Consider the following 18005-nt stretch of genomic DNA (forward strand, 5'->3'; position numbering starts at 1 on the left):
ATCTGTGGTTTATTTATCGCTGGTATTCGGTTAGAATCTTTAAAAATAAACTCCCCCTTTGCTTCTTATATTCCAATGCTTCTTACTTCACTTGGAATCTTGGGAACTTTTATAGGAATCTCAATAGGACTTGCGACATTTAATCCATCAGATATTGATAGCAGTATTGCAAACTTACTAGCAGGAATGAAAACTGCATTTTACACTAGCCTTGCTGGTATGGCTTCCTCTATCCTATATCAAAGCATTAAAAAGACAAAATTTATCCACAAATCTACCCCCTCCGCTGCCGCTACCACACAAGAAAATATCCTACCTCTTTTAGCGCAGCAAGTCAATGCGCTTCAAGAGATTATTACTCTAAATAAAACACAAGAATCCGCCCTTGTAGCGCAAATTAAGCTATTAGAAATAGATATTAGCACAAAGCTAAACAATAACGCAAACTTCACAAGCTGTCTTAGAAACAAAAGATTCAATCTCAAAAATCCAAGAGGCAACACAAAACATTCCACAGACTATGGAATCCCTAACAGAGATTTTAGAGATTCAAAAGGGACAACTAACCTTGCAGCAAAAGCAAGTAGAAAATCTGCAAAACGATTTAGAGGCTTTCGCAGAAATAAAAGACAAGGCGACACAATCGCTGCCCTATATTTCAGAAAAAGTTAATCAAATCACAGAGGATATTTTAAACTCCGTTACTAAAACAACCAATCATTATGAAGCCCTGCAAGGCAGAATCAGTGAGATACAAGAACATTTTAGAGAAAGCACTGAACATTTCAAAAATCAACTTGGTAGCCTCGTAGAAAACTCTATTGCCGCTATGCAAAAGGATATGGAATCTCAAATAAAGAAATCAATGCAATCTCTAGGAGAATCTCATCAAACCATACAAGAAGATATGGAGAGAGAAATTGATAGTTCTATGGCTAGCATAGGCGGAGCATTAGCGGAGATTGCCAAGAAAATCGTAGCAGAATATAACAAAATGCAAAAATATAATGGATAGGACTTTAAGATGGATAATTCTTCAAACTCTAGCGAAAACAGCGGAGAATATTGGCTTACCATATCGGATTTAATGTCTGGGCTTATGGTGGTATTTCTGTTTATTTCTATGGCATTTATGCGATATAAAGAAAGCGAAAATGACAAAATTAAAAATATAGCCATTACCTATGAAAAAAACCAAACAGCAATCCATAAAGCACTCCACGAGGAATTTAAGTTGGATTTAAAGAAATGGAACGCTTCTATCAATGGCGAAACTTTATCTTTTGAATTTAATTCCCCTGAAGTGCTTTTTAAAACAGGAAGCAGTGAGATAAATCGTCATTTCCAACAAATTCTATCAGACTTTATCCCTCGTTTTTTAAAAACTTTGGAGCAATTCAATCCAAGTATTCAAGAAGTGCGCATAGAGGGACATACCTCATCAGAATGGCAGCAAGAAAAAAATCAAAACACTGCGTATTTTAAAAATATGCAACTCTCTCAAGAGAGAACTTTGAGCATTTTAAAATATTCCTACTATATCCCGCAAGTATCCATAAAGCAAAAAGAATGGATAAAATCAAACCTTGTTGCTGTGGGCTTTTCATCATCAAAAATAATCGTTGATTTAAACGGAATAGAGGATAAGAAACGCTCAAGGAGAGTTACTTTTCGTATCATCACTAATGCAGATAGCGAAATCAGAAAAATTCTAACAGGGATTTAAATGTTTTCAAAAACAAAAAATATAATCCAGAAACTTGTAAAAATAACCGACACGATTCAGATTACACCCGAAAAAATGGATTATGAGAAGCTAAAAATATTAGAGCAACTAGAGATTGGAAAGGAAATTGAACTTGAATGGATACATCAAACTAGCAATGGGCTTTTAAGCTATAAAGGTTTTCAAGTCTTACTCTATATTCCAGACCATACTTCAAAATTTCATTCTCCACTGCAAGAATTAATAAAGTATCCAGAAAAATGCAACAAATTCCACATTGCAAATTGTGAAAAATTACAAGAAATGAGTCGCAACAAAAGATACAACAGATACATAGCCACCATAGATACAAGCGGACAATTCATTATAGATGGCAAAGATAGAGGAATGATTACAGAGGCAAGAGTTGTTTTAAGGGTTTGTAAGTATTGTCTAAATTTTATTAATTACCAAAATTACGCCAATAGCAGCCCAAATCACAAAAAAGATATATTTGATTCCTTTGACATCAAAGAATTTCTAGCCACTTATGAAACACATTTTGAACAACTGCCAAAACAAACAAAATACAAGCCAAGCTATGCAAATAATTGGAATCAAGTTTCTGAAAATTATAGAAAAAATAAAGATTATGTTTGTGAGATTTGCGGAGTAGATTTGTCGCAATATAAATATTTATTACAAGTACATCACAAAAATGGCGTAAAGAGCGACAATTCCTATTCAAATCTAATAGCACTCTGTGCAGTCTGCCACAGAAGCCAACCCAATCATCAGCATTTGTATGTTAGCCCACAGGATACTAAAAAGATAGAAAATTTAAGAAAACATAGCGCAACACCCATTATAGAGCTAGATGATGATGAGATTCCTTTTTAGTATAACCCTATCAATTTAACTATTGCTTAATACCTAAAAGCGTGGTAATCATCTCATCAATAGCCGAAATCATTTTCGCATTTGCGCTATAACCTGTTTGAAATTTGATGAGATTTACCATTTCATCATCTATGGAAACCTCTGAAATGGTTTTGTATTCTTTCTTGATTGAATTATACACCGCTTCTTTGGTTTCTTGCGTTATTTGTGTTCCCTCTGTTTGTGAAGCAACCTTGCTTGCAATATAGCGAAAATATCCGCTAATCGTTTCTTGTCGCTCCTCTCTATCATAGACATCTGTAAAAGTAATTTTGTCGTATTGTAATTGTTGCATCATATTTGCAACTTCAAAGTTACCATTGACTGCTTCACGATACGCACGAATCAAAGTCGGGTCATCACGATAAGCTCTCGCAAGCTCTATATTACTCGCGTCATTTCCATCAAAAAAACGATTGACGCCAAATGCACCAGCAAAATTTGTGCCATTGTCTTGAATAGAAATATAAATTTCCTCGCTGGGATTCTTAGAAGTAATCGCAAAAGTTTGCGTGTCACTATTGTAAGTTGCTTGGAATCGGTCATCAAAGTCGTTCAGAGCATTGCCATCTAAATTATCATCAAGATTCGCATTAAGCTGGTCAATAATGCTTTGCATATTGGTAAGATTGTCTATTTTAACCTCACGCGCACCCAATTCATTTCCTTGTTTATCATACATTACAACCTTGAAACTTCCCTCGCGGATATTATAACCGCTTGTTGTTAGCGCATCTTGTGTATTAATATAAAGCTTATCACTACGCGCTCCTAATTGTGAGCATTGCGCATAAATATTATTCGTTGCTTCAATGATTCCATTTGCAAAAGTATCCAAATCATTGATATACACTTGCAATTTTCCCAAAGTTCCTTGACAAGTAAAAACCTCTTCGGTGCGAATCAAATCCAACAATGCCCCAACTTTTCCTTCATTTAGAGTATTGGTTAAATTATATTCTTTGTGGTCCCTGCGCAGATATTTAATCGTATAGATTCCGCTTTCATTTTGAGAATTATCCAAAGTCAAAGGATGCCAAGATTCTCCATCTACAATAGACCTTCCACCGATGGTCAATGTATAATCCTCGTCAAAATCTGCGATATTTTTATTCACACACGCACTCCCTTTGACTTCTTGCTTGAAAACTTCGCAACCGATAAGATTGTTAATTTCAAACTCATATTGGTCGCGCAAATCACGCAAATCATTTGCTTTTCTGTATAAATCTTGATTTTCATATTCATTGATTTGTTTATTAATCATTGCGATTTGTTCTGCTAAGCGATTCACTTCCTCTACAGCAACTTTGACTTCGTCATTTAAACGTTGTTGCAAATATACTAAGGAATTACGTGTTTCTTGAATATTTTTAGAAAGTGTATTTGCCTGCTCTGCTAATGCAATTTTTTGTGCTGGGTCTCCTGCTTTAGTAGCTAAATCTTTCCAAGCATTAAAGTAGTTTTGTAAATCATTGTAGATTCCTACCCCGTCAATCTCCGGATAATACGAAGAGGCTTCTCTAAGTCCTGCGAAACTTGTATCGTAATAGGTTTTTTCTGAAGTGGCTTTTTTGTAACGCATAAAAGTATATTCATCGTGTACACGCTCCACCGTCATAATATCAAGCCCTTGCCCTAAAGCATAGTTTTGTTTCCAAAGTGGAGTCTCTGCGGCACTTCTGACGATTTGCCTAGAATAAAATTCATTATTCGCATTTGCAATATTATTACTTGTTGTATCCACCATCACTTGATGCCCAGTCAAGCCTGTGTATGGAGTATTTAATGATGAAAGCAATCCTCCCATAGCACACCTCCTCTACACTTCAGTATGCAGAAAGGATGCATTGCCTAAGGATTGTTTTTTATAACCACGTTCTTCAACGGGAACAATTTTACTTAAAAGAGAGTTGTAAAATTCTGAAACCGCTAAGGACATCTTACCAAAACGATAATTGAGATTCTTCAAAACCTCTAATTGGTCGTGAAGCTCCGCAGTGCATTCACTTGCGCCCTCACCCAAAAGATGTTGTTTGTCCTCGTAAGTTAAATCCTCTAAAGTAGCGTTGGGATATTCTGTACGCAAACGCTCTTCAATGCTTTTAGCGTAAGCTTCTTTTTTGCGAATAAAAGACGCAATTAATTCCTCTTTTTGTGGAATCCTTGCAAAGACGGCTTCGTTATTTGCGATTTTAATATCCGCAATATCCTGTTCTGTAATTGCAATGAGTGCTTTAATATCTTCTAAAGCATCTTTTAAGAACTGCAAAGACATGAGATAACTCCTATAAAATAGACTTATCTCTTATCTAAGCAATTCTTGTGCCAACTTTTGCGCACTCCCCTTTAAATCTAATTTATAAGTGCCATCTTTAATAGCGGCTTTAATTTCATCTAGTCTAGTGCTAGAGGTTTTTGCAGTTTTTTCTGCCTGTGGTTTTTCATTGACTGATTCATTTCTTGCATTATTAATCTGCAAAGTATTTTTATTATTCGCTTGATTCATTGCATTTGAAAAAACCGAATTACTCATCAAATGACTAATCATATTTTCTCCTTTCTTAAAAAATCTTTCCATTAATATCGGCTATTTTTCAAAAAACTAAAATGATTCCCGCACACTTTTTGAAACATCTTGTAAAAACTTCTCTGTATCAGACTTTGGAGGAGCAATTTGCTGACCATCACCATATAATGGAACATTAGGACCTCCAATTTTAATTGTATATAAAATCACAAAGAGCATAAAATAAATAAAAAGTCCAAATCCCATAGATGGCACAAACCAATCTTTCATTACTGCTCCTTGAAATAATATTTTCAGAGATTAGAAGTATAGCAAAATTTTGTTTTTTAATGAAATTAAAAAATTTTTATAATTTTTTTATATTTCTTGAGGAAAACCGCGCTTTTTGTGCTATAATCTGCTTTCTCTAAACAATTTTATCCCAAAACTACATTAAATATAGGGGCGAATCTATGCGACTTTTTAAAATTCTTAAATCAACATTCTTTAAACATTCTTTAAAAACCTTTTGTCTTTTTGGTGCATTTGGGTCTATTTGTGCCAATGCTGCAAATATTCAAGAATCCCAATGGGAACAAGGTCAAACACTGCTCACATTTTTTGAAAAAAACAGAATCCCTTTAAAAGTTTATTATGATTTAGCTCCAGAGGATAAAGAACTCGCCGATGAAATTATCAGCGGTAGCACATTTTATGCGCTTTACGAAGATTCCACTTTACTGCAAGCTTTAATCCCTATCAATGAAAATTCACAACTACACATTTTCAAAGAAAAAGATTCTTATGGCATGCGAGCAATTCCTGTGGCTTATTTCACAGAAGAACGAACAATTGCTCTTTCTGTTGAAAATTCACTTTATAACGATATCGTCAAACTCACAGGGGATAAATTTTTGGCAAATGATTTTATCCAAGCCCACAAAGGAAGCGTAGATTTTCGTCGCGAAGTGCGTAAAAATGACAAATTAGCTATCATTTATGAACGCAAATATCGTTTGGGTAAGAACTTTGGCTCACCTAATATTAAAGCGTCCATTTTAAATGTTGGCAAGCGACATCAATATGTTGTGCGTCACGAAGATGGACAATTTTACGACTTAAAAGGCAATAATTTAAGCAAATATTTACTCACAGTGCCACTTCATTATAAACGTATTTCTTCCCATTTTTCTATGGGACGCAAACACCCAATTCTTGGATATAAACGCCCGCATTTAGGGACAGATTATGCTGCGCCTCGTCATACCCCTATCCGTGCATCAGGGAAAGGTAGAGTAATTTTTGCAGGTACAAAAGGTGGCTATGGCAAAACCGTAATTATTCAGCACGAAAATGGCTATAAAACACTCTATGCACATATGCAAAAAATTGACCGTAAGATTCGAGCAGGAGTAAGCGTTGCACAAGGCAAACAAATCGGCACAGTAGGCAGCACAGGACTTAGCACAGGACCACATTTACATTTTGGACTTTACAAAAATGGCAATGCAGTTAATCCAATCAAACACTTAAAAATTGCACATTCTAAACTTAAAGGCAAAGAAAAAGAGGAATTTTTAATGCTTGCCAAAAATTACCAACAAGCTCTCAACACGGCTCTTACTCAAGGAATTGACAATCAAACGCCATTTAGAAAAATCCAAAATGGCTACATTGTCTATCTTAATTCAGAGGATAAGAATTTAAACTGATGGCACTCAAAGAGATTTCTAATATTCGCTTTTGCAGCTGCCACGATTCGCAATATATTAAGCCTAAACGAATGCTCTTTTGCGAAAATGGTAAAGAACGGAGTTGGGATATTATCGAAGCACACGATAGCGTAGCGATTCTGCTTTATCATCAACCAAAAGATTCTTTTGTGATGGTGAAACAATTTCGCCCTGCCGTGTATCTCAAAGAAAGCACCCGCAAAACACCGAATCTCAAAGTGGAATTAGGTTATACCTTTGAACTTTGTGCTGGGATTACAGACAAAGCGGGAAAATCCCTTAAAAAAATCGCACAAGAGGAAATCCTAGAGGAATGCGGTTATGAGATTCCATTAGAAAATATCCACAAAATTACAGAATTTTATAGCTCTGTTGGATTTGCAGGCAGCAAACAAACGCTTTTTTTTGCCACAATTGATGAATCGTGTCGTCAAAATCAAGGAGGTGGTATAGATGATGAAAATATTGAGGTTGTTTTCATTCCAAAAACAGAAGCTTATGATTTTATTTTGAACGAATCTTACCCTAAAACCTCTGGTGTAATGTTCGCATTTCTTTGGTTTTTTAAAAATTTTGAGGGTTGTTAATGCAAAATCTTTCTGCACTCCAAGAACTCACCAAAAAACTAAATGAAATCAAGGAATCTTGGCAAATTTATACTATTTTTGAGGCAGAAAAAAAACGTTTTAATGAAGAATTTGATGCACTCAAAAAGGACAAAGAATCCTTAATGGAATCTTTCAACGAAATATCCGCCAAAAATGCGTTGCTCTTAGCAGATAACAAAGAGCTAGAGCAAAGAAATAAATCCTTAACAAATGAAATTGCTATCAAAGAGCAACAACTTGAATCTCTAAACCAATCCCACCCTTTAGCACCTGATACTTTAAAATCCAAAACATTGGATTTGGCAGCCTTAGAAACACAATATCAAAATCTTAAAAAATCTTTAGAATCTACAGAAAAATTTTTAAAAAATACTTCCCTTGTGCGCCCAAAAGCCTTAGAAAAATTAGAGATTTCCTATCAAAAACATCAACGGCTACTTGCCAACCCCGCCAAAGAATATGTTCCTTTGGAATCCGCCACTTTGCTTTTTGATACCCTAACCAAAATACAATCCCAACTCAAAACGCTTCTTTTGGAAAACTCAAAGCTAGAATCTGAAATCCAGCATTTACAAGATAATTCAAGCAAATCAGTGCAAACCCAACCCAATCAACCCCCCAGAGATTCTGACGAATCCTCGCACAATTCGTAAAATTTGAAACCAATGCAGCCATTAAATCTTTTCGTCTCCGCAATAGAATATTCTGCCAATCTTCATTTAGCCAATCTGCTCAAATCTCTGCAACAAACGCAAACTCCTTTTGTTCTTTATGGAATCTTTGATAAGGCATTGATTCAGCAAGCCTTAAAAGAATCGCAAAATATCTTTCAGCCCAATGCAAACCCCATACATTCTAACTTTCTCTCCCAAACCATTTACAATCCCGAATCCTTTCGCGTTATGGGATTTGTTGGGATTCTTAAACTCATTCCAAAATTTTTCAAACTCAAAAATCAGCTTGCACAAATTGCCTCGACTTGCGATGTAGCACTTTTTATGGACTCCTCTTCTTTTAATATTCCTTTAATCCAAACAATTCGCAAACTCATTTCAAAAACAAAATATCAAAAAAAACCTCGTATTATTTATTATATTTTGCCTCAAGTTTGGGCTTGGAAACCTAAGCGTGCGCATATTTTGAGTGAAATTTGTGATGAATTATGGGGCATTTTACCTTTTGAAAAAAACTTTTATCCAAAAACCGCCCCAATCACCTATATGGGACACCCACTTCTTGATGAGATTCCTTATTCTTTTGACACACCTCAAAAAACCCAAAAAATTGCCTTTATGCCCGGCTCACGCAAAAGCGAAATTCGTGCTTTGTTTCCTATTTTCAATCAACTTGCTCAAACCTTAAAAACGCAAGGAAAAAGTGCCATTTTAATTATTCCTAAATCTTTTGCAACACAAGACTTAAGCAAAGTCTATGGAGATATTAGTGCATTTGAAATTTCCTTTGATACTTATCTCGGATTACAACAAAGTGAATTTGCCTTTGTGTGCAGTGGCACAGCAACTTTAGAATCCACATTGCTTGGGATTCCAACGATTTTAGCCTATAAAGCCAAAACATTGGATTATTGGATTGCCAAAAAATTGGTTCAATTAAACTACATTGGTTTAGCAAATATTTTTTTAGAATTTCATTTTTTCAATGCCCCCAAAAACAATCCCAACCCTTCTATTTTTCCCATTCACCCGGAATTTTTACAAGATTGCGTAAATGTAGAGAATCTGCAAAATGCGTATCTTCATTTTAATTATTCCTATTTTTTTGAACAAAAAAAGACTCTCTTCCAATATCTTTCACATGGCAGTGCAGAATCCTGCGCGAAAAAATTGCAAAATTTTGCAAAAAATTTATAAAATAAAGGGCTTTTTAACCCTATTTTCTTTACTATATCTAAATTATTTTATTCTTAAGGGAAACTATGGAACCTATGACCAAATATGGTTATGATAAATTAATTTCTGAACTCAAAAATCTTAAAGAAGTTGAACGACCAAAAAACATTATTGAAATTGACACTGCAAGAGAGCACGGGGATTTGAAAGAAAATGCAGAATACCACGCCGCAAGAGAGCGTCAGCTATTTTTGGACGCACGCATTAATGAACTAACACAACTTGTCGCTGATGCACGCGTAATTGACCCCTCTACCCTAGAGCATAGCAAAATTAGTTTTGGTTCAACCATCAAATTAGAAGATTTAGACACTGAAGAAACTTTCACCTATACAATTGTTGGAGCAACAGAAAGCAATCCTGAAAAGGGCTTAATTTCTTATCATTCTCCTTTAGCCAAACAGCTTTTAGGAAAAATTGCAGGCGATGAAGTCAGTATGACTCTACCAAAAGGGCGCGTAGATTACGAAGTTTTAGAGATTTTTTATCAACCGATTCAATTCTAAGGCAACTCTTATGGCAAATTTAAAAATTAAAACCTTGACTCCAAATGCCGTGATTCCAAAGTATCAAAGCAAAGAAGCTGCGGGATTTGACCTTTGCGCGAGTGAAAATTTGATATTAGAAAAAGGCAAATGGGGATTGATTCCCACCGGACTTAGTTTTAGCTTTCCAAAAGGATATGAAATCCAAGTGCGTCCTAGAAGTGGATTAGCTTTAAAGTATGGCATTACAATTCTTAATTCTCCCGGAACGATTGATTCAGATTATCGGGGAGAAATCAAAATCATTGCAATAAACTTCGGCGACGAAGATTTTAAGATTAATGCGGGAGATAGAATCGCACAAGCGGTGCTTTGTAAAGTCAAACAAGCAAAAATCAAAGCTGTTCAAACACTAGATAAAACAAAACGTGGCAAAAAAGGCTTTGGAAGCACAGGAAAATAACAAAAGATTGAAATAAAGGAGAAAATTTGAGCCTAAAACAAAATGTAGATTTCATTAAAGAAGAAATGAGCAACGACGAAAAAATGCTAGAAAGCCTTATTCGTTTTGAGGGGTGGTTTAAACGTTACAAGATTCCACTCATTGCATTATTGATTGGCACTGTTGTGCTTGCTTTTGGCTATATGGGCAACAATTATTATCAAGAAAATCAACAACAAAAACTTTCTAATCTCTATGAAGAAGCTCTAAAGGGAGATGAAAATGCAATCATTTCGCTTAAAAACTCTCAAAGCAGACTTTATGATTTGTATCTTTTTCAAAAGGCATTGGAATCCAACGATAAAGAAACTCTCAAAAAATTAGAATCCTGCAAAGACCCTATTATCGCGCAATTTTCTAAATCGCAAAACGCATCTTTGAATCAAGATTTAAACACACTAGATTCCAAAGAATCTGGAGATTTTGGTTATTTACAAGCTGCATTTTTGGAGATTCAAGCAAGCAAAAGCAAAGAGGCAAAAGTGATTTTATCCAAAATCCAAAACGATTCTCCTATTAGAGATTTTGCCAATGCACTAGAACATTTGAGCATTCAAGGAAACAATGATGTCAAGAAGTAATATTCTTAAGAATCCTCTTTTATTATTTTTGAGTCTTTTTATATTTTTATCTCTTAGCGGGTGTGGTTCTAAATATTATTTTGAGCCAAAAGAGGAAGAAATTAAAGGTAAAATTTCCTTCAATGATTCTATTCCCTCCCCTATTGTTTCTCTTGTTCGTGATGGTGCAACCTTAAAAAATGGACAATTTATTACAAAATATTCTGAAATCCCAAATGTCTATCTCCCAAAAGACGCGCGGTATCTTAATCAAACAGAAGATTATTACTTAGCAAGTGCCTATCAGTCTCTTTTATTAATCAACAAAGAAGACCATACGCAAACTTCCATCGCATTTGACAACACTCCTATCAGTGCTTCTATGTATGGACAACTCATCGCAGTGATTTTTGATAACAATACTTTTGCACTCTATGATTTAAATAAAAGTCAAATCACTTATAAGCAAGATAGCACATTAGCCCCTACCAACAATACACTGATTGCCGCGCCATATTTTTTAAATGATATTGTCGTCATACCAACCTTAGATGGAAAACTCGTCATTATAGACAAGAACAATATGCAAATGATTCGTAATATTGTTGTCAATGGCGATAAATATTTCAATAATGTGATTTTCTTAGAAGCAATCGGAAATCGTATGGTTGCAGCCACACCTAAACGCATTATCTCTGTTAGCCCAAGTGTTATTAACACCTTTAATGCAAATATTAAAGACATTTTGTTTTTTGAGGATAGAATCTTTATCTTTACAAGCGAGGGAGAAGTCATCTTAACAGACCAAGATTTAAACGAAAAACGACGCGTCAAATTTCCTTTTGCACATTTTACTGCAGCAAATCACGGAAGAAATATTGTGATTTTAGAAACACGAGGCTACCTCATCGCATTAGACGATGAATTGCAAAATAGCTCTATTTTCACACTTCCAGATGAAATTACAAATCCTATATTTTCTGGAACGCGCAAAATTTTCATTGGTAACAAAATTTTAGAAGTAGAATAGAGGCGTAATGATTCTCTGTGATATTGGTAACACTTTTTTACACTTTTATTATCGCGGCAGAATTTGGAAAGAGGAAAAAACCAAATTAACCCCCAAGGATTCTAAAGAGCTAATTATGTATATCAGCGTCAATGAGGATTCTACAAATACCTTGCTTTATGCGCATCCTCGCTGTTTTGACTTGACGCCTTATTTAAACATTGATACAAATTATAAAGGCTTAGGCATTGATAGAATCGCAGCTTGCAAGGCAATTAGTGATGGTGTCATCGTTGATGCAGGAAGTGCCATTACAGTAGATATTATGCAGCAAGGCATTCATCTAGGAGGTTTTATTATGCCCGGAATTGCAAAATATCGCAAAATGTTTAGTAGCATTTCTGTGCTAGATTGCGAGATGAATTTGGGAGTGGATTTGGATACTTTTCCACAAAATACAAGGGATGCGGTAAGTTATGGTATGTTAAATTCTATCCTTTTAATGCTCAAAAATACTTCCAAAAATAAAAAAATTCACTTTACGGGAGGAGATGGCAAATTTCTCTCAAGATTCTTCAAAGATTGTTTTTATGACGATTTACTTGTATTTAAAGGAATGCAAAAAGCCATCAACGAAAACTTCACTTCACAAGGAATTTATGTATGATAAAAATTGCATTGCCCAAAGGTAGAATCGCAGACAAAACACTTCAAATTTTTGAAAAATTCATAGGTGAATCGCTTTGTTTTGAAGACCGCAAACTCATTTTAACCAAAGAAAAATTTGAATTTATGCTTGTGCGCAATCAAGATGTTCCTGTTTATGTAGAGCGAGGGGCTGCAGATATTGGCGTCGTGGGATTAGATGTCTTAGAAGAGCAGCAAAGTTCGCTTGTGCGCCTACTTGACTTAGGGTTTGGTAAATGCAAAATCGCTATTGGCTCTCCCAATCATTACACATTGGATTTTTCTAATCCAAATTTAAAAATTGCAACCAAAATGGTCAATATTACCAAAAGTTTTTTTGCCAAAAAGGCAATAAGTGTAGAGATTATCAAGCTTTATGGCTCTATTGAGCTAGCTCCTCTTGTGGGTATGGCAGACGCTATCGTGGATTTAGTAGAGACGGGAGATACTATGCGCCAAAATAACCTCAAAATTGATGAAACAATTATGGAAATTAGTGCTTATTTAGTCGCAAATCCCAATAGTTTTTATGCACAAAAATTAGAAATTTTGGAGATTCAGAAATTTTTTAAAACACAAATTCAATCTTAGATAAAGGAGTTCAAAATGGGGCAGACGATTACAGAAAAAATCTTTTCAGACCACATAGGAAAAGCAGTTTATGCAGGAGAAATTGTGGATTCTCCCATTGATATGGTGATTGGCAATGACATTACAACACCACTTTCTATTAAAGCTTATGAGCAAAGCGGAGCGCAAAAGCTTGCAAATCCCGATGGATTTTGCATTGTAATGGACCATTTCATTCCCACAAAGGACATTGCAAGCGCAAATCAGGCACGCATTAGTCGTGATTTCGCTAAAAAACATCAATTAAAGCATTATTTTGACGAAAAAGATATGGGGATTGAACACGCGTTATTGCCTGAAAAAGGCTTGGTTGTCAGTGGCGATGTCATCATCGGTGCAGATTCTCATACTTGCACACACGGGGCTTTAGGGGCATTTAGCACAGGAATGGGAAGCACAGATTTGGCTTATGCGATGATTACAGGGAGAAATTGGTTTAAAGTCCCAAGTGCTATCAAGGTTGAATTTGTCGGCAAGCCTGCGCCCTATATCTATGGCAAAGATTTAATTTTGGAGGTTATTCGTCAAATTGGCGTAGATGGTGCGCTCTATCAAACGCTTGAATTTTGCGGAGATGGAATCGCATATTTGAGTATGGACGACCGCTTTTCACTTTGCAATATGGCGATTGAAGCGGGGGCAAAAAATGGAATCATTGCTCCTGATTCCATTACGCGTGAATTTTTGGCGAATCGTCCAAATTTACGCGCCAAACCAAAAGAATTTTTCTCTGACCCTGACGCACATTATACGCGCATTCTCACCATTGATATTAGCAAGCTAGAACCTGTAATCGCCTACCCTTATCTCCCAAGTAATGGCAAAAGCATTTCTGAAGCAGTCAAAGATAATTTGAAAATTGACCAAGTTTTTATCGGTAGTTGCACGAATGGACGCTTAAGTGATTTAAGAATCGCAAGTGAGATTTTAAAAGGCAACAAGGTGCATTCTGATGTTCGCCTTATTATCACACCCGGCACGCAACAAATCTATAAAGAAGCCCATAAATTAGGCTACATTGATATTCTGTTAGAAGCGGGTGCGCTGATTTCAAATCCAACCTGCGGTGCGTGCTTAGGTGGATATATGGGGATTCTAGGAGACAATGAACGTTGTGTTTCTACAACGAATCGCAATTTTGTCGGTAGAATGGGTGCGCGTAATTCCGAAGTTTATCTTGCAAATTCCGCTGTCGCAGCAAAAAGCGCAATTATCGGAAAAATCGCCGACCCTAGACTTTAGGATTCTATTTACTTCAAGTTACCCTTGCGGGATTCCGCGTTGAGCAGAATTGCGGGAATCTATAATGCTAGGTTAAAGCAAAGTTTAGGATTTGTCATTGTGAGATTTGTTTTATCAAGTCGTGGCAATCTATAATTTGGAATCTCGCAGTTGAATATTTTTTCATTGTCAAGATTATGGATTGCTTCGTCGCGTTGCTCCTCACAATGACGAGGTGGAGATACCTACCACACACCACCACTCACACCCATAATGGCGCAGCGAGAAACGCAAAAATGCGACAAAAACACAAATATTAGGTTAAGATTCCACAATCTACACCGCTTCACAAAACAATGCAGCTTCTATGCTTATCGTATAATCTATGGGCTTTATAATCTTAAATTGATACCCCAAATCCCACGACTCTATCATCGGCTTAATGTCAAAAAAGTCGCTTCCATTATGATAAATACTAAGCAACATTGCTGGTTTTTGCGATTCTATCGTCTCTCTAGCCCCCTTTAAAAACTCTTGCTCAAAGCCCTCAATATCAACCTTAATAAACCCCACTTCTAGCTTATTTTCTCGCACAAACTCATCTAATGTTGTAATAGAGATACTCTCTAAATCCTCGCTTTGACCCCGCAAATCAATATGTGAAGCACTGCCAAAAAATCTTATTTTTAGATTTTCGCTTTTTATTCCAAGCCCTTGATGAATGGGGATAATTCTTTTACTATCATTTAACCTTAAAGTTTCCTGCATTAGTGCGTAATTCTTGCTCGTAGGCTCAAAACTATAAATATTTCTTTCTGTAAATTCTCTCTCAAAAATAATGGCGCTATCGCCAATGAAACCACCGACATCTATAATGTCCTTTTGTCTAATCCTTTGCAGAGTTTCTTTAGAGAACGCCTCTTTTAAGCTATGCTTGTGATAAAACACCCCTACTTCAAAGTGATAAATAGGCAAGAAATAGCCATTATAGGCAAAAATGCCCTTTTTTAGCTCAAAGATTTGGGGGTGAAATTCCTCTTTTAGCTTATGGCGAATCTCTCGTTCTTCTGGGTAAGTGTAGTAATATCCTCGTGCGTTTTAAGTCTTGAGAGAATCTTAAACACATTTTCTATACTCTTTTCATCTAAGTTTTTGCAAAACGCAAGCAGTTTCTGTGTAGAATCCTCGCATTCAAGCAAAAACTTCATTATTCTTCTTTGCCACTCCGAATTAATCAAAGTGATTTGCAAACTTGGCTCTAAAACACTCTGTGTCCTATAATATGTAAAATTTAAAAACTTATAAATATAGCGGACAAATACCCCCCTGCAGACTCGCCATATACCTTTCGAATCCTTCTAAAGAACGGGATTCCAAACAAATAAGTCGTGCGCAAATTGTGCGTATGTTGATAATATTTTAACATCTTATCTTCTTTGAAAATAAAATTTTAGCTAAAATGATTCATTTCCAGCTTAAAATAAATTCGCTTCCCTCTCCCTCTTGGCTCTTGCAAACAATCTGAATATGATAGATTTGACAAATTTGCTTCACAAGGGCAAGCCCGATGCCAAATCCTCCCTGATTCCGATTGCTGCGATAATAACGCTCAAACACCTTATCCAAATCCTCTTTTTTGATTCCACAACCATTGTCTTGAACGCTTAAACTCTTTTGGGTTAATTTGATTTTCACCAATCCCCCATTTGCCGTATATTTAAGTGCATTATCTAGCAGATTATCTATCACTCTAATAATATGACTGCGATTCGCTTCTAGTAAGCTTTTTGCGTCTTGCAATTCAATTTTCTTTGCGATTTGAATATTTTTTTTCTTGAAAAAATCTTGAAAATATGCGATGCGTTCGTCTATTAATTGCGACATTTCAATCATTTCAAGCTTTAATTCCCTTGCCTCATCAAAATTATAAAATAACAAATCCTGATAGATTCTCCCCAATGTTTGCGCCGCAAACTTAATGCGTTCAAACTTTTGATATTGTGAGGGCGTCAATTCATTAGGTTTAATTCTTTCAATACTCATCAAAATCACACTCAAAGGCGTATTAATCTCATGCGTAGAATCCTTAATAAACGCGTCCAAAGATTGGATTTTTTTGCGCAAAGGCTTCAAGCTAAGCAATACCAAAAAATATCCTATCACGCTCATCGCAATTAATACTAGCAAAAAGATTCCAAACATCAGCCCCAAAAGCCTATAAATCTCTATTTTGATTCCATTAGAGAAAAGCACTAAATAAAACTTTTTTGTTTGTGGGTTAAATTGATGAAGATTTTGAATCTCTTTTTCTTTCATTCTCTGATGAAACAAATACCAAAATCTCCCCCCTACCCTTTGCGTGATGAGATAGATTTTGTCCTCTACAACAACGATTCTGCCGTGATGATTACTCTTTATTAAATCTAAATCGTTTGTATGCCAAATTGCTTGAACTTCCTCTTCGCTTTTTTCTCGGGATAAAGAACTAAAAACCACTTCTCCCTTATGCGTTACAACCATAAAAGGAATCTGAAATTCTTTTGCGATTCTATGCAGCAAATCTTGCATATTTCCCGTATCCACTTGCAATCTCTCATAAAAATTAATTGCCAAAGTATGCGCATTTTCGCGCAATACAATCGCCTTAGATTCCAAAATCGCAACCTTTTCTTTCTGATACCAACCATAAAAAACAATGCTTAAAAAAACAAAACTTGTAGAGATATAAAGTGCCAAAATCTTTAATGCTGTTTTCCTTGCTTCCATTATTCTCTCATATTGCTAGGTTGGTAACAATATCCCTCACCGCGCCTTGTGAGAATATTATCTTTGCCAATGATTCTACGCAGATTCTTAATATACACACGCAAACTTAGCTCACTTGGCTCTTTGTCATAATTCCAAAGTGCAGAATAAATTTGTTCCAAACCCACAAAATGCCCCTCATTTTGCAACAAAATCTTTAACAATTCTCTTTCTTTGGTGGGGAGATTAACGATGTTTCCTTGATAATACAAAATCTCCTCCGCACAATCAAAACAATATCCATTACCAAATTCAAAAATATCTAACTTTTTACAATGTTTTAATTGTGCTTCCATTCTAAGGAGCAACTCAGAAAGCTCAAAAGGCTTACGCAAATAATCATCACAGCCGCTTTTGAAACCAACTTCAAGCTCCTTAAGAGAATTAAGAGCAGTGATAAAAATTGCCGGAATCTCTTTGCCGCTTTGACGAATAGAGCGCAAAGCTTCAAATCCATTTTGTCCAGAAACCATCACATCAAGCAATAAAATATCAAAATGTTCTTCATAGACCTTGTCCATAGCCTCTGTGCCATCACTACAGCACACCACTGCGTATCCCTCTTCCTCTAAGCATTCCGCGATAATTTCTTGCAACACCATATCATCTTCAAGCAGTAAAACTTTTGCTTTCATTTCTATCCTTTTATTTCAAGGGATTATACCACAAGCAAATGGATTCAATTCATTGAGGTTGCGATAT

23 protein-coding genes are annotated in these 18005 nt (G+C 35.8%); 15 read left to right on the top strand and 8 right to left on the bottom strand.

Annotated features, from left to right (window positions below):
- The first annotated feature begins 75 nt into the window (after positions 1–75).
- Genes CQA43_RS05050 through CQA43_RS05060 form a run of 4 tightly spaced genes read left to right on the top strand, consistent with a single transcriptional unit; the run spans position 76 to position 2605 of the window.
- Positions 76–672: a hypothetical protein gene (locus CQA43_RS05050; RefSeq protein WP_147290085.1), complete on the top strand. Its 597-nt coding sequence runs from the start codon at positions 76–78 to the stop codon at positions 670–672.
- Positions 569–1015, top strand: coding sequence for a hypothetical protein (locus tag CQA43_RS09395; protein ID WP_147290086.1), 447 nt, complete (start codon positions 569–571; stop codon positions 1013–1015). The genes CQA43_RS05050 and CQA43_RS09395 overlap by 104 nt, the downstream gene beginning before the upstream one ends.
- A 9-nt stretch (positions 1016–1024) precedes the next feature.
- Entirely contained in the window at positions 1025–1726 is a 702-nt protein-coding gene (locus CQA43_RS05055; RefSeq protein ID WP_115551531.1) for an OmpA/MotB family protein, read from the top strand.
- A complete protein-coding gene (locus CQA43_RS05060; RefSeq protein ID WP_115551532.1) occupies positions 1727–2605 on the top strand; it encodes an HNH endonuclease signature motif containing protein in 879 nt (292 codons plus the stop codon). It abuts the gene before it with no gap.
- Positions 2606–2624: 19 nt separating this feature from the next.
- Here CQA43_RS05060 and flgK read toward each other — a convergent pair whose 3' ends face one another.
- Genes flgK through CQA43_RS05080 form a run of 4 tightly spaced genes read right to left on the bottom strand, consistent with a single transcriptional unit; the run spans position 2625 to position 5444 of the window.
- Positions 2625–4454: a flagellar hook-associated protein FlgK gene (gene flgK, locus CQA43_RS05065; RefSeq protein ID WP_115551533.1), complete on the bottom strand. Its 1830-nt coding sequence runs from the start codon at positions 4452–4454 to the stop codon at positions 2625–2627.
- 12 nt (positions 4455–4466) lie between these two features.
- Positions 4467–4922, bottom strand: coding sequence for a hypothetical protein (locus CQA43_RS05070; protein ID WP_181881628.1), 456 nt, complete (start codon positions 4920–4922; stop codon positions 4467–4469).
- A gap of 30 nt (positions 4923–4952) precedes the next feature.
- Positions 4953–5195: a flagellar biosynthesis anti-sigma factor FlgM gene (locus tag CQA43_RS05075; protein WP_115551534.1), complete on the bottom strand. Its 243-nt coding sequence runs from the start codon at positions 5193–5195 to the stop codon at positions 4953–4955.
- Between the two features lie 54 nt (positions 5196–5249).
- Positions 5250–5444 carry a hypothetical protein gene (locus CQA43_RS05080; RefSeq protein WP_115551535.1) on the bottom strand — a complete coding sequence of 65 codons (195 nt, stop codon included), beginning with the start codon at positions 5442–5444 and terminating at the stop codon, positions 5250–5252.
- Between the two features lie 182 nt (positions 5445–5626).
- Between CQA43_RS05080 and CQA43_RS05085 the strand changes: the two genes are divergently transcribed.
- The 11 genes from CQA43_RS05085 (at position 5627) to leuC (ending at position 14519) form a co-directional block, all read left to right on the top strand.
- A complete protein-coding gene (locus tag CQA43_RS05085; RefSeq protein WP_115551536.1) occupies positions 5627–6865 on the top strand; it encodes a peptidoglycan DD-metalloendopeptidase family protein in 1239 nt (412 codons plus the stop codon).
- Positions 6865–7473, top strand: a complete 609-nt coding sequence (locus CQA43_RS05090; protein WP_181881629.1) for an NUDIX hydrolase — start codon at positions 6865–6867, stop codon at positions 7471–7473. Before CQA43_RS05085 ends, CQA43_RS05090 begins: the two co-directional genes overlap by 1 nt.
- Complete coding sequence (locus CQA43_RS05095; protein ID WP_115551538.1) at positions 7473–8147, top strand: coiled-coil domain-containing protein; 675 nt, start codon at positions 7473–7475, stop codon at positions 8145–8147. Before CQA43_RS05090 ends, CQA43_RS05095 begins: the two co-directional genes overlap by 1 nt.
- Positions 8148–8159: 12 nt before the next feature.
- Positions 8160–9365, top strand: a complete 1206-nt coding sequence (gene lpxB / locus CQA43_RS05100) for a lipid-A-disaccharide synthase (protein WP_115551617.1) — start codon at positions 8160–8162, stop codon at positions 9363–9365.
- Between the two features lie 65 nt (positions 9366–9430).
- A complete protein-coding gene (gene greA / locus CQA43_RS05105) occupies positions 9431–9910 on the top strand; it encodes a transcription elongation factor GreA (RefSeq protein ID WP_181881630.1) in 480 nt (159 codons plus the stop codon).
- 10 nt (positions 9911–9920) lie between these two features.
- A complete protein-coding gene (gene dut / locus CQA43_RS05110; protein WP_115551539.1) occupies positions 9921–10352 on the top strand; it encodes a dUTP diphosphatase in 432 nt (143 codons plus the stop codon).
- Positions 10353–10378: 26 nt separating this feature from the next.
- Entirely contained in the window at positions 10379–10972 is a 594-nt protein-coding gene (locus CQA43_RS05115; RefSeq protein WP_115551540.1) for a tetratricopeptide repeat protein, read from the top strand.
- Positions 10959–11981 carry a hypothetical protein gene (locus tag CQA43_RS05120; RefSeq protein WP_245944223.1) on the top strand — a complete coding sequence of 341 codons (1023 nt, stop codon included), beginning with the start codon at positions 10959–10961 and terminating at the stop codon, positions 11979–11981. Before CQA43_RS05115 ends, CQA43_RS05120 begins: the two co-directional genes overlap by 14 nt.
- Positions 11982–11988: 7 nt before the next feature.
- Positions 11989–12627, top strand: a complete 639-nt coding sequence (locus CQA43_RS05125; RefSeq protein ID WP_115551541.1) for a type III pantothenate kinase — start codon at positions 11989–11991, stop codon at positions 12625–12627.
- The gene (gene hisG / locus CQA43_RS05130) at positions 12624–13238 is read left to right on the top strand and encodes an ATP phosphoribosyltransferase (RefSeq protein ID WP_115551542.1); all 615 of its coding nucleotides are present in this window, start codon (positions 12624–12626) and stop codon (positions 13236–13238) included. Before CQA43_RS05125 ends, hisG begins: the two co-directional genes overlap by 4 nt.
- Positions 13239–13253: 15 nt before the next feature.
- Positions 13254–14519 (top strand): 3-isopropylmalate dehydratase large subunit, encoded by a 1266-nt coding sequence (gene leuC / locus CQA43_RS05135; RefSeq protein ID WP_115551543.1) that lies wholly within the window; start codon positions 13254–13256, stop codon positions 14517–14519.
- A 315-nt stretch (positions 14520–14834) separates the two neighbouring features.
- Here the strand turns inward: leuC and CQA43_RS05140 are convergent, their stop codons facing one another.
- The 4 genes from CQA43_RS05140 to CQA43_RS05150 form a co-directional block, all read right to left on the bottom strand.
- On the bottom strand, positions 14835–15473 hold the full coding sequence (locus CQA43_RS05140; protein ID WP_245944224.1) for an FkbM family methyltransferase: 639 nt from the start codon (positions 15471–15473) through the stop codon (positions 14835–14837).
- A 65-nt stretch (positions 15474–15538) separates the two neighbouring features.
- Positions 15539–15706: a hypothetical protein gene (locus CQA43_RS09710; protein WP_245944225.1), complete on the bottom strand. Its 168-nt coding sequence runs from the start codon at positions 15704–15706 to the stop codon at positions 15539–15541.
- Positions 15707–15962: 256 nt separating this feature from the next.
- Positions 15963–17264 (bottom strand): sensor histidine kinase, encoded by a 1302-nt coding sequence (locus CQA43_RS05145; RefSeq protein ID WP_245944226.1) that lies wholly within the window; start codon positions 17262–17264, stop codon positions 15963–15965.
- Positions 17264–17938, bottom strand: coding sequence for a response regulator transcription factor (locus CQA43_RS05150; protein WP_115551545.1), 675 nt, complete (start codon positions 17936–17938; stop codon positions 17264–17266). Before CQA43_RS05150 ends, CQA43_RS05145 begins: the two co-directional genes overlap by 1 nt.
- Between the last annotated feature and the right edge of the window lie 67 nt (positions 17939–18005).

The organism is Helicobacter ganmani, from assembly GCF_003364315.1.
GTDB classification, from domain to species: domain Bacteria; phylum Campylobacterota; class Campylobacteria; order Campylobacterales; family Helicobacteraceae; genus Helicobacter_D; species Helicobacter_D ganmani.

Coding starts and splice junctions, on each gene's coding strand:
- CQA43_RS05050 (WP_147290085.1), top strand. CDS start 76: ATGCTTCTTACTTCACTTGGAATCTTGGGAACTTTTATAGGAATCTCA.
- CQA43_RS05055 (WP_115551531.1), top strand. CDS start 1,025: ATGGATAATTCTTCAAACTCTAGCGAAAACAGCGGAGAATATTGGCTT.
- CQA43_RS05060 (WP_115551532.1), top strand. CDS start 1,727: ATGTTTTCAAAAACAAAAAATATAATCCAGAAACTTGTAAAAATAACC.
- flgK (WP_115551533.1), bottom strand. CDS start 4,454: ATGGGAGGATTGCTTTCATCATTAAATACTCCATACACAGGCTTGACT.
- CQA43_RS05070 (WP_181881628.1), bottom strand. CDS start 4,922: ATGTCTTTGCAGTTCTTAAAAGATGCTTTAGAAGATATTAAAGCACTC.
- CQA43_RS05075 (WP_115551534.1), bottom strand. CDS start 5,195: ATGATTAGTCATTTGATGAGTAATTCGGTTTTTTCAAATGCAATGAAT.
- CQA43_RS05080 (WP_115551535.1), bottom strand. CDS start 5,444: ATGAAAGATTGGTTTGTGCCATCTATGGGATTTGGACTTTTTATTTAT.
- CQA43_RS05085 (WP_115551536.1), top strand. CDS start 5,627: ATGCGACTTTTTAAAATTCTTAAATCAACATTCTTTAAACATTCTTTA.
- CQA43_RS05090 (WP_181881629.1), top strand. CDS start 6,865: ATGGCACTCAAAGAGATTTCTAATATTCGCTTTTGCAGCTGCCACGAT.
- CQA43_RS05095 (WP_115551538.1), top strand. CDS start 7,473: ATGCAAAATCTTTCTGCACTCCAAGAACTCACCAAAAAACTAAATGAA.
- lpxB (WP_115551617.1), top strand. CDS start 8,160: ATGCAGCCATTAAATCTTTTCGTCTCCGCAATAGAATATTCTGCCAAT.
- greA (WP_181881630.1), top strand. CDS start 9,431: ATGGAACCTATGACCAAATATGGTTATGATAAATTAATTTCTGAACTC.
- dut (WP_115551539.1), top strand. CDS start 9,921: ATGGCAAATTTAAAAATTAAAACCTTGACTCCAAATGCCGTGATTCCA.
- CQA43_RS05120 (WP_245944223.1), top strand. CDS start 10,959: ATGTCAAGAAGTAATATTCTTAAGAATCCTCTTTTATTATTTTTGAGT.
- CQA43_RS05125 (WP_115551541.1), top strand. CDS start 11,989: ATGATTCTCTGTGATATTGGTAACACTTTTTTACACTTTTATTATCGC.
- hisG (WP_115551542.1), top strand. CDS start 12,624: ATGATAAAAATTGCATTGCCCAAAGGTAGAATCGCAGACAAAACACTT.
- leuC (WP_115551543.1), top strand. CDS start 13,254: ATGGGGCAGACGATTACAGAAAAAATCTTTTCAGACCACATAGGAAAA.
- CQA43_RS09710 (WP_245944225.1), bottom strand. CDS start 15,706: ATGAAGTTTTTGCTTGAATGCGAGGATTCTACACAGAAACTGCTTGCG.
- CQA43_RS05145 (WP_245944226.1), bottom strand. CDS start 17,264: ATGGAAGCAAGGAAAACAGCATTAAAGATTTTGGCACTTTATATCTCT.
- CQA43_RS05150 (WP_115551545.1), bottom strand. CDS start 17,938: ATGAAAGCAAAAGTTTTACTGCTTGAAGATGATATGGTGTTGCAAGAA.